Annotated in this window: 9 protein-coding genes; 2 read left to right on the forward strand and 7 right to left on the reverse strand. The window is 70.7% G+C overall.

The window, feature by feature from the left end; translation table 11 throughout:
- Positions 1-13 precede the first annotated feature (13 nt).
- Positions 14-1,477, forward strand: a complete 1,464-nt coding sequence (locus ACVW19_RS10825) for a polysaccharide pyruvyl transferase family protein (protein WP_457458752.1) — start codon at positions 14-16, stop codon at positions 1,475-1,477.
- Between the two features lie 293 nt (positions 1,478-1,770).
- Entirely contained in the window at positions 1,771-3,810 is a 2,040-nt protein-coding gene (locus ACVW19_RS10830; RefSeq protein WP_457464546.1) for a hypothetical protein, read from the forward strand.
- Between the two features lie 209 nt (positions 3,811-4,019).
- Here the strand turns inward: ACVW19_RS10830 and ACVW19_RS10835 are convergent, their stop codons facing one another.
- The 7 genes from ACVW19_RS10835 to rplU form a co-directional block, all read right to left on the reverse strand.
- The gene (locus tag ACVW19_RS10835; RefSeq protein ID WP_457458754.1) at positions 4,020-5,249 is read right to left on the reverse strand and encodes a glycosyltransferase family 2 protein; all 1,230 of its coding nucleotides are present in this window, start codon (positions 5,247-5,249) and stop codon (positions 4,020-4,022) included.
- Between the two features lie 228 nt (positions 5,250-5,477).
- A complete protein-coding gene (locus ACVW19_RS10840; protein WP_457464548.1) occupies positions 5,478-7,556 on the reverse strand; it encodes a hypothetical protein in 2,079 nt (692 codons plus the stop codon).
- Between the two features lie 182 nt (positions 7,557-7,738).
- Positions 7,739-9,235: a D-ribitol-5-phosphate cytidylyltransferase gene (locus tag ACVW19_RS10845; protein WP_457458756.1), complete on the reverse strand. Its 1,497-nt coding sequence runs from the start codon at positions 9,233-9,235 to the stop codon at positions 7,739-7,741.
- A gap of 445 nt (positions 9,236-9,680) precedes the next feature.
- A complete protein-coding gene (locus ACVW19_RS10850) occupies positions 9,681-11,234 on the reverse strand; it encodes an alkaline phosphatase D family protein (RefSeq protein ID WP_457458758.1) in 1,554 nt (517 codons plus the stop codon).
- 296 nt (positions 11,235-11,530) lie between these two features.
- Positions 11,531-12,967, reverse strand: coding sequence for a GTPase ObgE (obgE, locus tag ACVW19_RS10855; RefSeq protein WP_457458760.1), 1,437 nt, complete (start codon positions 12,965-12,967; stop codon positions 11,531-11,533).
- Positions 12,968-13,084: 117 nt separating this feature from the next.
- Positions 13,085-13,339: a 50S ribosomal protein L27 gene (gene rpmA, locus ACVW19_RS10860; RefSeq protein ID WP_057615924.1), complete on the reverse strand. Its 255-nt coding sequence runs from the start codon at positions 13,337-13,339 to the stop codon at positions 13,085-13,087.
- 14 nt (positions 13,340-13,353) lie between these two features.
- On the reverse strand, positions 13,354-13,674 hold the full coding sequence (gene rplU / locus ACVW19_RS10865; protein ID WP_109379079.1) for a 50S ribosomal protein L21: 321 nt from the start codon (positions 13,672-13,674) through the stop codon (positions 13,354-13,356).
- Positions 13,675-13,742: the final 68 nt, after the last annotated feature.

The raw sequence follows: 13,742 nt of genomic DNA on the forward strand, positions 1-13,742 counted from the left end.
TATTGTGAACGGCGTGTCACCCAACGCTTCTCGCATACAGCGCATCCTCCTCAGGTCGGGGAAGAGCCCCTACGACGCCGTACCGGTGGAGGAAGCCCTCCACCGCGACGTCTTCGCCAGCAACTCCGGCAACCTGATCTTCAGCGACGCCACGCACAAGATCCTCGAGACGCCACAGACCACGGTGGTGTCCAACGGCATCCGAGCCGACGGCACCCCTGCGGGCCGCATCAACGAGGAGTACGACGCGTTCGTCGTGCCGCTCGCCAACGCCTTCCGGCCGTCGTTCGAGGCAAGCCTGCGCAGGCTGACCCGGCTCATCAGCCAGTTGAAGATTCCCGTGGTCGTCGTCGGCGTCGGTGCGCAGGCGGGGCTCGACTACGATCCGGCGCGGCTGAAGCCGATGGAGCCGGCGGTACGCGAGTTCGTCTCCGCCGTGCTGGACCGCAGCGCCTCGATCGGTGTGCGCGGCGAGTTCACCGAGAAGTACCTGAACGGCCTCGGTTTCAAGGACGTCGAGGTCATCGGCTGTCCCTCGCTGTTCATGTACGGCAAGGAACTCGCCGTGCAGAAGCGGACGCAGGAGCTGACCGCCGAGTCCCGGATCGCGATCAACGGCTCGCACAGCGCGGTGCGCAGCCAGGGGCTGGGCCGGGTCATCACCCGGGCCCACGCCCGTTACCCGAACCTGCGGTTCATAGGCCAGAACCTCAGCGACGCACTGCAGTTGCACTGGCGGGACCTGTCCGACCCGAACGGGAAGGTCACCGGGATACCCACGCATCCCGACCACCCGATGTACCGGGAGGACAAGGTCCGCGTCTACATCGACCCGGTGACCTGGATCGACGACCTGCGGGACTTCGACTTCTCCTTCGGTTCCCGCATCCACGGCAACATCGCGGCGCTGCTCGCCGGTACGCCCGCGACCGTGCTCTGCTCGGACTCGCGCACGCTGGAGCTGTGCCGCTACTTCGAGATCCCGCACCGCACGCTCGACAAGCTGTCCGGGGCCCCCGAGGAAACCGACCCGGCGCGGCTGTACGAGGAGGCCGACCTCAGCGGGCTGACCGGCAACCACCACGAGCGGTTCGAGCGGTTCACCTCGTTCCTGGACCGCAACGGGCTGGACAACACGTTCTCGCACGGCGACGGGGGCGCGGCCCACGAGGAGCGGATGCGTTCGCTGGACTTCCCCGGCGGCGTCCGCCCGTGGCTCGACACCGACCCGGCCGCGCTCGTCGCGCGCTTCGGCTGGCTGCACACCCGGGTCAGCGAACTGAGCGCGGACAACGCCAAGCTGAAGAAGGAACTGGCCCTCGTCAAGGCCAGGACGAAGCCCGGCGCCAAGTCCGCAACCAAGACCGGCACCGGGAAGACCACCGTGGTCGCCCCCGCGTCCCGCTCGGTGTACCGCAGGGCCCGCCGGGTGGTGGGCCGTCCCCTGCGCCGGGCCCTGCAGGGCGGACGGAACTGACGGCGGCGGCCCGGAAAAGCCGTCCGGGCCACCCTCGGGGCCTGTCCGGCGGATCCCGCCGGACAGGCCCTTACATCCAACGGTCACTCCACCCTTTGCGGACACGCGCGTGTCGTCCGGACGTCGGTACGCGTTAACCCGTGCGTCCGTCTCCGCGACGCCCTTGGAGTGACCGCGTGCCCCTGTCCCTGTCCCGCCGGCGGTTCCCGGCGGGGATCCGTCCGCGCCGTGCCTCGCCCCACACCCCCGGCCCCGCCTCCGGACGTCCGCCCGGCCGCCCGGTCGTCGCCAAGGTGACGGCGGCGGCCGTGCTGGTCGGCGCCTTCGTGGCGCAGGCCGCGGCGGCCCTGCTCCCGAACGTCCCGCTGCTGCTCGCCGCGACCGCCGTCTCCCTGGCGGTCGAGGGTGTGCTGTACCGGTGGCAGCCCGGCACGCTGTCGCTGCTGGCCAAGTCGCACGCGGACATCACCGTCCGCCACGTACTGCGGGACCTGCTCCTGGTGGTGGGTCTGCTGCGGTTCGGGGAGAACGACCGGGAGCCGCAGTACGCGTGGCTCGTCGCCGGCCTGCTCGCCTTCTACGCGCTGCACTGCGCGATCCAGGCGGTGTCCTTGCTGGTCCGCCGCACCCGCACGCTGCCCGTGGTGACCCGGAACATCGACGCCTCGGCCCTGCGCCTGACCCGCGCCCCGGCCGCGCTGCTGCGCCACGCCGGCCACCGGCTGCTGCTCCTCGGCCTGCCCACGACGGCCGGCCTGGCCTCGACGGCGGTGACCCGGACCCCCCTGCCCGCGGCGGCCGGGATCGCGTTGTCGCTGGCACTCGCGGCGGCGGGCCTGGGCGCACTGCTGCTGCGCCTGCTGCCCTCCCGGCGGCCGGCGGGTGAACAGGAGGTACTCGACTGGTTCGACGCCTGGCTGGCCGACTACCGGCCCACGGTCGGCCTGTACTTCTCCGGCGGGGCCTCCTCCGCCTACCAGGCGAACATGTGGCTGGAGACGATGAGCAGGCTCGACGGCCGGCCGGTGATCGTCCTGCGTGAGCGGTTCATGGTGGCGAAGATCGCGGCGACCGACATCCCGGTCGTGTGCCTGCCGAAGGTGTCCACCCTGATGCGGCTCGAGCGCTCCTCGCTGCGGGTCCTCATCCACCCGTCGAACTCCGGCAAGACCTCGCAGGTGCTGCGCATCCCCACGATCAGGCACGCCTTCGTCAACCACGGCGAGAGCGACAAGCTGTCGTCCTGCAACCCGTACGCGAAGGCCTACGACGAGGTATGGGTGGCCGGTCCCGAGGCGCGTGAGCGGTACGCACGGGCCGAGGTGGGGGTCGAGGACAAGGACGTGGTGGAGATCGGCCGTCCCCAACTGGACGCCGTACGCCCGTACGCGGGCCCACCGGCCGGTCCGTACACCACGGTGCTGTACGCGCCGACCTGGGAGGGCTGGGACGGCAACCCGGGCAACACCTCGGTGCTCGCGGCCGGGGAGAACCTCGTACGGGCGCTGCTCGCGGACCCGGGCGTGCGGCTGCTGTACAAGCCGCATCCGCTGACCGGCTCGGTGGATCCGCGGGCGGGCGCCGCCGACCGGCGCGTCCGGGAGCTGATCCGGGCGGCGAACCGGGAGCGGTCCGCAAAAGCCGCCCGGCCCACGCGTTCCGCCTCGGAGCTGGACCGGCTCACCGCGGAGCTGGACCGGCTCACGGCGGCCGACGTCCGCCCGGGCGCCGACCAGGTCGAGCGGATGCTGGCGCAGTCCGCCCCGCCGCCGGGCCGGGCCGAGGCGGTGAGGAGCGTCACGGCGGCCTGGGAGGAGGCGTACTGGGCGTCGCTGCCGGAGGGGGAGCACCAGATCGTCACCGGCGTACGGCCCGCCCTGTACTCCTGCTTCGACGTCGCCGACCTGCTGATCAGCGATGTGTCGAGCGTCATCAGCGACTTCCTGGCCAGCGGCAAGCCGTACGCGGTGGCGAACACCGGCGGGCTGTCCGAGGAGGCGTTCCGGGCGGAGTTCCCGACGGTGGCGGCGGCGACCGTACTGACACCGGACGCGGGCGGGGTGCCGGCCCTGCTGGAGTCGGTCCGGCACCCGGAGAAGGACGAACTGGCGGATTTCCGCGCGGAGTTGAAGCTGAGACTACTGGGCCCCGACGAGCCGACGGCGCAGGACCGCTGCAACGCGGCCCTGCGCGCCCTGTCCACGGCCGCGCTGCACCACAGGACGCGCGTGTCCCCTCTCCCCCCGGAGGCGCTGCTCCCCGCCCCACGCCGGAACCCCGACACCCACCCGGGAGCCGGAGCGGACACCGGAACCCGGGGCGGTCAGGGGTAGGGCCTGTCCGGCGGCCCAGGTCGCAGGAAATCGACGGTGCCTCATCAGCGCGGGTGAGCGGGGCGATGGAGGTCCCTCCCGCTCATGGGGGTCCCTCCCGCTCGAGCGAAGTCGACGCGCCGGGGTCCCCCCTGCTCGAAGATCTCCGGGGGAGGGCGTGCCGGCCCCCGCGTCTGCGGCATGATCCGCCGGACAGGCCCTGGGGGATGTCATGCCGCCGTCGGGGTCTTCGACTCCGGGGCGGGCCTCCCGGGCGAGGTCAGCAGGTGGCGGGCCCGGTGGGCGGCGCGGCGCAAGGCGGTGGCCGTGCCGCCCTCGCGGTAGCCGGGGAAGACGCGGGCCTCCCGGGGCGAGGCGAGGTAGACGGAGTCGGGGATGCCCGCCGCACGGTCACGGAAGTGCGGATACACGAGGTAGACGCGTCGGCCCCGCCGCTCCAGCAGGGCCGGTGCCTGCTTCTTCGACGCCGTGAACTTCACGGCGTCGATGAGGAGTTCGAGCCGCTGCTCGGCCACCAGGTGCAGCCTCAGCCGTTCCTCGACCTTCAGGTGCCGGGCGACGTCGTCGCTCCAGTGGGCGTCCATCAGGGGCTTCGCCAGCTCCAGCTTGTGCCGCCGCACCCGGTCGCTGTCCTTGAGGAACCGGGGGCCGAACTGCGGGAGCAGGGTGACGGTCAAGGGCCGCACCATGAGCCGGTCGCGCCCGGGGCCCTCGGGGACGAGGCCGGCGATCAGGTCCGCCAGACGGCGGGCCGACTCGAAGCGCAGGGTGTAACTCCCGCTCTTGGTCACGTGCTTGCCGTCGTCGCGGCCCACCAGGTAGTAGCAGGTGTAATCGGCGATCACGGAGACGCCGTTCGCCCTGAGGTACGCCTCCATGGTGAACAGCGCGTCCTCGCCGGTGAACAGCGACTCGTCGAACCGTATGCCGTGCCGGACGAGTAACTCGCGGCGGAACAGCTTCTGCGCGCTGAGCGTGTACTTGATGTTGGAGGAGTGGACGTCCGTACGCTCCAGTGTGCGGCCCCACATGGACTTCGGTGCGCCCCGGTTGACGCCTTCGACCCGGCCGAGGACCACATCGGTGCCGGCCCGGTCGGCCATGGCGACCATCCGCTGCAGGGCCTCGTGGCCCAGCCGGTCGTCGGCGTCCAGGAAGAAGACGTACCGCCCGGTGGCCTTGCCCAGGCCGATGTTGCGCGGGCCGCTGGGGCCGCCCGAGTTCGCCTGCCGGATCACGGTGACCGGCATGGGCGCACGGCCCGCGAACTCCTCCAGGCACTCCCCCGTGCCGTCCGTCGAGCCGTCGTCGACGGCGATGACCTCGATGCGCTCCGGGTCGATGGTCTGTGCCTCCAACGAGGCGAGGCACTCGACCAGATACGGCATCGCCTCGTACGCCCCGATGATCACGGTGACATCAGGCTGTGCCACGGTCACGTTTCCCCCTTGCTGCAGGACATTTCCCTCGTATCGCCTCATTCGCTACTTGTTAGACGGAGGTTCGAGGTAGGGGGTTGCCTCGAACGGCCCTTCAAGTGACCCATGTCATACGGGAGTTCGGCCGACCACTGGCCGACGCGAAAGGTTCGGCCCCCGAGGAGTTGCTCCTCGGGGGCCGAGCCTGTGGGGTGTTCGAGTGGGTGTCGGACGGGTGCCCGGAGCGGGTCAGCCCGCCCCGGCGCCCTCCGTCTCACCGGTCACCGACGCCGCCTGCGCGGGCAGCGCGTCCGCCGGCTCCACGTCCGGTCCGCCGACCATGGTCCGGGACTCCTGGCCGAGGTTGCGCGTCTCGGCCTTCCGGGCGAGCTGACCCACCGCGGCGTTGAACTGGTCGATGGACCTCGGCTCGTCCGGGCCCAGCAGGTAGCGCTTGAGCTCGCCCCGCTCCGCGGCCAGCGGATCGCTCTCGGGCTCCCGGACGGCGGCCAGCAGCTCGTCGAGTCCGGCCGCGTCGTTGGCCAGGATCACCGCGGCCCGCACCGCCGTGTTCTGCCGCTTGAACTCCTCCGCCCCCAGCCCGGCGGAGTCGGTCACCGCGTACGGCTTGCCGCTGGCGATGAAGTCGGAGACGACACTGGAGATGTCGGAGACCATCGCGTCGGAGACGTTGAAGCAGTCGTACAGGCGCGGCTGGGGGCCCGTGATGACGCGGTGCTCCCAGTCGGGGAAGGAACGCCAGTACGCGGTGTTCCACTCGGCGTGCAGCCGGGCGGTCTCCTCGTGCCGGGCCACGTCGATCAGGCCGTCGCGGCTGGCCTCGGCCTCGTCACCGCCAACGGTGCCGCCGGCCAGCTCGGCCAGCCGGGCCTCGATGCGCGTCAGCTCGGCCGCGGCCCGCTCCTGGGCCGCCGTGTCCGCGGTGTAGCGGGGGTCGGCGGCGCGCTCGGCGGTGGCCTTCTCGATCAGCGCGGTGATCCGCTGGTGGGCGGCCTTGGCCTGCGCGCTGCGGGTTCCGGTGAACGGGTGCGGCTTGTAGAGCACACGGACCGCGGGGTCGGCCGCGACCAGTCGCTTCACGATGTTCTCGCCGGCCAGCAGGATCGAGGTGTTGCCGGGGTTGTCGTCCCAGCCCTCCCAGGTGGGGGCGTACAGGACCGTCGGACGGTGCCCCTCGGCGGCTTCGCCGCGGGCGCCCTCGATGGGGGCCAGCTGGGGGCGGCCGACCTCGACGATGTCGTCGTCGCGGACGCCGACGTCGGCGATGGCGTAGCGGTCGCGGCCCGCGCGGCCGGCCGTCCACACCTCGTCGTAGACCTTGCTGTACGGGTTCACGCTGGCGATCTTGTCGCTGTCGCCGTGGCCGATGAAGACGTGCTTCATGGTGGGAACGCGCAGCAGGTGGATGTTCTTGCCGACGTTCGCCGCGTACAGCGCGACGCGCACCGTGGACAGGTCCAGGTTCATCAGGTGCACCCCTCCGGGCACGCAGACGACGGGGACCGTGGTGGGGGCCAGGTTGCTCAGTATGGCCCGCTCGCGCAGGATGATCAGCGGACGGGTGTCCAGCTGCTCCATGGTCTCCAGCCACATGTTGACCTGGTAGGCGGAGTCCTTGGAGCCGGAGAAGTACAGCACGGTCTCCGGCCGGTAGTCGCTCAGCCAGCCGTCGACCGCTTCCAGCACCTTCTCGGCGTTCGGCGGTGTCCGCCGGCCCCGCACGTAGGGCACCAGGGCCAGCACGTACAGGAGGCCCAGGAGCACCGTGGCCCCGATGCCGACGAAGCCGATGGCGGCCGAGTCCAGCGCCGCGGCGACCAGTATCCCGACGACCGCCACGAGGTCGAGGTGGAGCATCTTCTCGGCGGCGCGGTGCGTCAGTGCGCGCGGCGGCGCGTCCGGGATGCGGACGCGGGAGGCCAGGTCGATGTTGCGGGTGGCCACCGGCATGCGTCGGCGGTTGCGGATCAGCGTGGTCAGCGCGCCGTGCGGGGCCTGAAGACCGTAGAAGGCGATGAAGCAGGCGATCGCCCCGTAGTAGATCAGGTTGTCCGCGAGCGACAGGCGGGCCAGCAGCAGGATCAGCAGCAGCTGCCGGATCAGGAAGCGGATCGACAGTCCCGCCCGCACCTTGCTGAGGCGGTTGACCAGGTAGCTGCCCCTGTGGTGCAGGTAGTGGTCCGCCAGGTACGTCACGGCGGCCACTGCCGCGAAGGCGGGAACGCTCGGGACGAGCGCGGCCAGCATGAGACAGGGGAAGGCCAGCATCATGAGGACCGCTGCGACCAGTTCGGCCGCGCTGCCCACCCGGGCGACGCGAATAGCGGTGGATATCAACGGATAAACCTGCTCTTGGAGGGTGAGTGCCGGTTTGTGTCTACGGGAAATACATGAGCGAAGGATTCAGGCCCCCGCGAACATCCGCGCACGAACTGCGTGAACGGGGGCCGCAGAGGCCTGAATTACCGGAGTCTATTTGCCGCCAATTATTACACGCCGTCCTGACGATCCAGCACCGACGCGAGTGCCTGCTCGAATCCGGTGGCACGGGCCGCGCCCGCGGTCGGGTCCTGCTGCCGTACGTCGATGACATGGCCGGTGAGCTCGGAGAGCAGCACGTCCAGGGAGGTGCGGGCCACCGCCTCGGAGGACAGCAGGCTGCCCGCGGGCTCCTGGCCGAAGGCCTTGGTGCGCATCGGCGTGGCGGTGCGCTCCGGGTTGACGCAGTTGACGCGGACACCGTCGCCGGCCCACTCGTCGGACAGGGCCTGGGTGAGGTTCACCATCGCGGCCTTGGTCGAGGAGTAGAGGCTGTACTCGGCGCGCCCGCGGGTGTAGCTGCTGGAGGTGTAGAGCAGCAGCTGACCCTTCGTCTCGGCGAGGTACTTGTACGCGGACCGGGCGATCTGCACCGGGGCCAGGTAGTTGACCTTCAGCGCCTCCTCGATGGTGGCGTTGTCGGTCTCGGCCAGTTTCCCGATGCGCAGCACGCCGGCCGTGTTGACGACGTAGTCGATGCGGCCGGTCTCCGCGTACGCCTTGGACAGCGCGTCGTCGACCTCCTCCGGGTTCTCGACGTGGGTGCCGGTGGTGGACCGCCCGAGCGGGTACACGGTGGCGCCGTAGGACTCGGCGAGGTCGCAGACGTCCTTGCCGATGCCGTAGGAACCGCCGAAGACGACGAGGGTCTTACCGGTGAGCAGCTCGCGGTAGGTCTCTTCGCCGATCTGCTCGGGCGCCGCCGTGGAGGCGAGCTGGAACAGCTTGTCGGCGATGAAGACGTCGACGGGCTGGGTGACCTTCATGTTGTACTCGTCGCCCGCGACGACGTGGATCGGCACGTCGGGCAGGTACTTGAGCACGACGGAGCAGTCGTCCGTGGCCTGGAAGTTGGGGTCGCCGGCGGCGACCTCGTAGGCGCGGCGGATCGTGGACAGCTTGAAGGCCTGGGGGGTCTGGCCGCGGCGCAGCCGGGAGCGGTCCGGGATCTCGGTGATGAACTCGCCGTCGTCGCCGTGCGTCCGCGTGACGATGATGGTGTCCGCGGACGGGATGGCCACGTCGACGGCCTGGTAGCGCTCCAGGGCGCTCACGCAGTCGTCGATGACGCGCTGTGACAGCAGGGGGCGGACGGCGTCGTGGAAGAGGACGTTGCGGTCCTCCCCCTCGGCCAGGCCCTCGCCGAGGGCCGAGATGGCCCGCTCGGTGGTCTCGTTCCGTGTCGAGCCGCCCTCGATGACCCGGGTGACCTTCGTGAAACCCGCCTTGGCGACGATCTTCTCGACGTCGGGCACGTAGCCCGGCGCCATCAGCACGATGATGTCGTCGATCGAGTCGGCGTTCTCGAAGGTGGTCAGGGTGTGCTCGATGACTGCCTTGCCGGCGATCTTCAGCAGTTGCTTGGGGATCGACAGACCCACCCGCTGGCCGGTGCCACCGGCCAGAATCACTGCGGTGGTACGGGGCTTGGCTATGTGCTGTGACACAGGTGACCTACCTTGGGCATCAGGGAACTGCAAAATGGTCCCACTTGTGGTTACCGCAATGCAAGGTGAGCGTCCTTCGTCGCATATGTGCGAGCCACCTGCCATTCACCTGGGATCCCCAGGTGGTCGGCACCGGTTCCCCGGACGCCCCGGAAATCGCTGTGAGTAACTGCACAGGTCACCGGCCTGCCGCGGCGGGTGTCCCGGGCGGGCGCGGCGGCGGGCCGGGCCGGGCCCGGCCGGCGGCCGCGGCCGGGCCCGGGAACCACGGATCTTCACTCCCCCGAGGGCGGGACTGCACCATTTCTTCATATTCGGGAGCACCGCAAAGGATGAAGTGCCCGACAACCCTAAATTCGGCTGGTCGGCCCGCTCTTTGCGGGGGAATTCCATATGAAGATCCGGCGGTTTTCGGTATCGGCGGGGGCGGGACGACGGCCGGTGGTCACACCAGGTGGACGCCGGGGCGGCCCGCCTCCACCCGCAGCCGGGCCAGTGTGCGCGGTGTGGCCCGCGGCCGCACCACGGTGTCCACCACCCGCACCCGTGCGTCGATGCCCTCACGGCGCACGTCGAACAGGTGGTAGCCGCGGTGGGCGTCGAGCAGCTTCCAGTGCGGGTTGTCCGCGCGCCGCGGGTCCCACTGCTCGCGGAAGGCGGCCTGGTCCTGGTCGCCGTTGCTGGAGACGGAGGTGCCGACGAACTCGGCGCCCACGACGGCGGACTCCGGGTCGGCGAAGTCCGCCTTGAGGTCGCTGATCATCGTGAGGTGGCGGTCGCCGGTGAGCACGACGGGGTTGCTCACCCGCCGGAACTCCTGCAGCAGCGCGTTTCGTTCGGCCTGGTAACCGTCCCAGGCGTCGTAGAACCAGAGCTTGCCGGGACCGGCCTGGAGGTCCGTCTCGGCCATCATGATCTGGGAGGCGATCAGGTTCCAGCGGGCGGGCGAGTGGCGCAGCCCGTCGACCAGCCACCGCTTCTGGGCGGCGCCGAGCATGGTCAGCGCGGGGTCCTGGGCGCCTTCCTGGCTGGTCGCCTGGTCGCTGCGGTACTGCCGGGTGTCCAGCACGTTGAGCCGGGCCAGCCGGCCGAACTCCAGCCGGCGGTACATCCGGATGTGCGGACCGTCCGGGACGGCGCTCGCGCGTACCGGCATGTGCTCGTAGTACGCCTGGTAGCCCGCCGTCAGCCGGGCCGTGAACGCGTCGTGCGACTGCTTGTCGGGGTCCTGCGGGATCTCGCCGGCGAAGTCGTTGTCGATCTCGTGGTCGTCGAAGGTGACCACGAAGGGCGCGTTCGCGTGCATGGCCGCGAGGTCCGGGTCGGAGCGGTACTGGGCGTACCGGTTGCGGTACTGGGTCAGGCTGTACGGCTCCCCGGAACCCTCGTGGCGGCGCACGCCGGTCGCCGACGGGGTGGACTCGTAGATGTAGTCGCCGACGAACACGACGACGTCCGGGTCCTGTTCCAGCATGTCGGCGTACGGCGTGAAGTAGCCGTGCTGCCAGTTCTGGCAGGAGGCGAGCGCGACCCGCAGCCTGCCGCCCGCGCTGTGCGCCGGGGGCGCGGTACGGGTGCGGCCGGTGCGCGAGAGCTGCCCCTCGACGCGGAAGCGGTACCAGTACCGGGTGTCGGGGCGCAGGCCGCGCACGTCGACGTGGACGCTGTGCCCGTGGGCGGGCCTGGCCCAGGCGGTGCCCCGGCGGACGACCTTCTTGAAGCGGGCGTCCTGGGCGAGCTGCCACTCGACGGGCACCGGGAGGTCCGGCATGCCCCCGCCGTTCAGGGGGTCGGGAGCGAGCCGGGTCCACAGCACGATCCCGTCGGACAGAGGGTCACCGGAGGCGACACCGAGGCTGAACACCCCGTCGGGCAACGGTTTCCGCTCCGCGGCCCGAGCGGTGGCCGGCAGCCACAACTGGGCGGAGGCCGCGGCGCCGAGCACTGCGGCGCCGGTGGTCAGAACGCGTCGGCGGTCGGGCGAAACTGTTCCGGACATCGGTGAACTCCCCTGCCTCGCAAGCGTCTTGGACACGGGGAAGCTCGCCGTCCGGGAGGTCGGGGCACTGAACACGGCGGTGCGCGTACATGACAAAAAGAAAGACAACGGGAAACCCGCCCCGGCACGGGAACATCGCGCTGCCCGGACGGGTCCTGAAGGTGAGCGGCGGACGACGGGGCCGCGGCACCGGCCGCCCGGTCCGGTTGCCGTAAGCCGTAAGCCGTAAGGAGCGTGCCGCGAACCCGGCACGCTCCACACGACGGGCCCTGGGGCCCGTCCGGCCCGGGGCCGGCCTAGAACGGCTTGAAGTCGTCGTACTCCCGCTCGGACTCGTCCCGTTCGGCCTGCCGCTCGCGGCGTCGCTGGACAGCCGGACGGGGCGCCTCGAAGCGGTGGTCCTCGCCGCGCCGGCCGAGCATCTCCGCACCGGCGGTCACCGTCGGCTCCCAGTCGAAGACGACCGCGTTGTCCTCGGGGCCGATGGCGACACCGTCGCCGGACCGGGCGCCGGCCTTCACCAACGCGGCCTCCACCCCGACCCGGTTGAGCCGGTCGGCGAGGTAGCCGACGGCCTCGTCGTTGTTGAAGTCGGTCTGGCGGACCCAGCGTTCGGGCTTCTCGCCGCGCACCCGGAACAGCCCGTCGTCCTCGCGGGTGACGGTGAACCCGGAGTCGTCCACGGCCTTGGGCCGGATGACGATGCGGGTCGCCTCCTCCTGCGGCCTGGCGGCCCGCGCCTGGGCCACCGACTCGGCGAGCGCGAACGACAGTTCCCGCAGCCCGAGATGGGCGACGGCGGACACCTCGAAGACGCGGTACCCGCGCGCCTCCAGGTCGGGCCGGACCATCTCGGCGAGGTCCTTGCCGTCCGGTACGTCGGTCTTGTTGAGGACGACGATGCGGGGACGGTCGTCGAGGCCGCCGTACTGCCGCAGTTCCTCCTCGATGATGTCGAGGTCGGAGAGGGGGTCGCGGTCCGACTCCAGCGTCGCGGTGTCCAGCACGTGCACGAGCACGCTGCACCGCTCCACGTGCCGCAGGAACTCGAGCCCCAGGCCCTTGCCCTGGCTGGCGCCCGGGATCAGCCCCGGCACGTCGGCGACGGTGTAGACGGTCGACCCGGCGGTGACGACGCCCAGGTTGGGCACGAGGGTGGTGAACGGATAGTCGGCGATCTTGGGCTTGGCGGCGGAGAGCACGGAGATCAGCGAGGACTTCCCCGCGCTCGGATAGCCGACCAGCGCCACGTCGGCGACGGTCTTCAGCTCCAGGACGATGTCCTGCAGGTCCCCCGGCACACCGAGCAGCGCGAACCCGGGCGCCTTGCGCCGCGCGGAGGCGAGGGCGGCGTTCCCGAGCCCGCCCCGGCCGCCCTGGGCGGCGACGTACGAGGTCCCGTTCCCGACCAGGTCGGCGAGCACGTTGCCCGCCTTGTCGAGGACGACGGTCCCGTCCGGCACCGGCAGGACCAGGTCCTGGCCGTCCTTGCCGCTGCGGTGGCCGCCCTCGCCGGGCTTGCCGTTGGTGGCCTTGCGGTGCGGGGAGTGGTGGTACTCGAGGAGCGTGGTCACGGACTGGTCGACGGTCAGGATGACATCGCCGCCCCGCCCGCCGTTCCCGCCGTCCGGTCCGCCCAGCGGCTTGAACTTCTCACGGTGGACGGAGGCACAGCCGTGGCCTCCGTTACCCGCGGCGACATGCAGCTCGACGCGGTCCACGAAGGTGGTCATGGGGGTGCCTCCTGAGACAGTGCGGTGTACGTGTGTACGTGTTTCCTGGGTCAACACGCGAAAGGCGGACCCGCCTTCCCGCCAGGGAAGTGAGGTCCGCCTCGCGAAAGCTTCCGATCAGGCGACCGGAACGATGTTCACGACCTTGCGGCCGCGGCTGGTGCCGAACTGCACCGAACCGGCCTCCAGGGCGAACAGCGTGTCGTCGCCGCCACGGCCGACGCCGGCGCCGGGGTGGAAGTGGGTTCCGCGCTGGCGGACGAGGATCTCACCCGCGTTGACGACCTGACCGCCGAAGCGCTTCACGCCGAGCCGCTGGGCATTGGAGTCGCGACCGTTCCGGGTGGACGATGCGCCCTTCTTGTGTGCCATCTCTCCTCAGTCCCTTACTTCGCAGCCGTGGGGATCTCAGTGACCTTGATCGCCGTGTACTGCTGGCGGTGGCCCTGACGACGGCGGTAGCCGGTCTTGTTCTTGTAGCGCAGAATGTCGATCTTCTGGCCCTTGTGGTGGTCCACGACCTCGGCCTGGACCTTGACACCGGCCAGCACCCACGGGTCGCTGGTCACGGCCTCGCCGTCGACGAGGAGCAGGGTCGAGAGCTCGACCGTGTCGCCGACCTTGGCGGTGGAAATCTTGTCAACCTCAACGATGTCGCCGACAGCAACCTTGTGCTGGCGACCACCGCTGCGCACGATGGCGTACACGCGGATCTCTCTCTCACTCGATGAACGGCACCCCGCAGGCCAGCCGCCCGACAGACACACGGGCAACC

This window comes from Streptomyces sp. TE5632, assembly GCF_054061295.1.

What these genes read in the sequence shown, in the direction of transcription:
- ACVW19_RS10850 (WP_457458758.1), bottom strand. Translation starts at nt 11,234, where the DNA reads ATGTCCGGAACAGTTTCGCCCGACCGCCGACGCGTTCTGACCACCGGC.
- obgE (WP_457458760.1), bottom strand. Translation starts at nt 12,967, where the DNA reads ATGACCACCTTCGTGGACCGCGTCGAGCTGCATGTCGCCGCGGGTAAC.
- rpmA (WP_057615924.1), bottom strand. Translation starts at nt 13,339, where the DNA reads ATGGCACACAAGAAGGGCGCATCGTCCACCCGGAACGGTCGCGACTCC.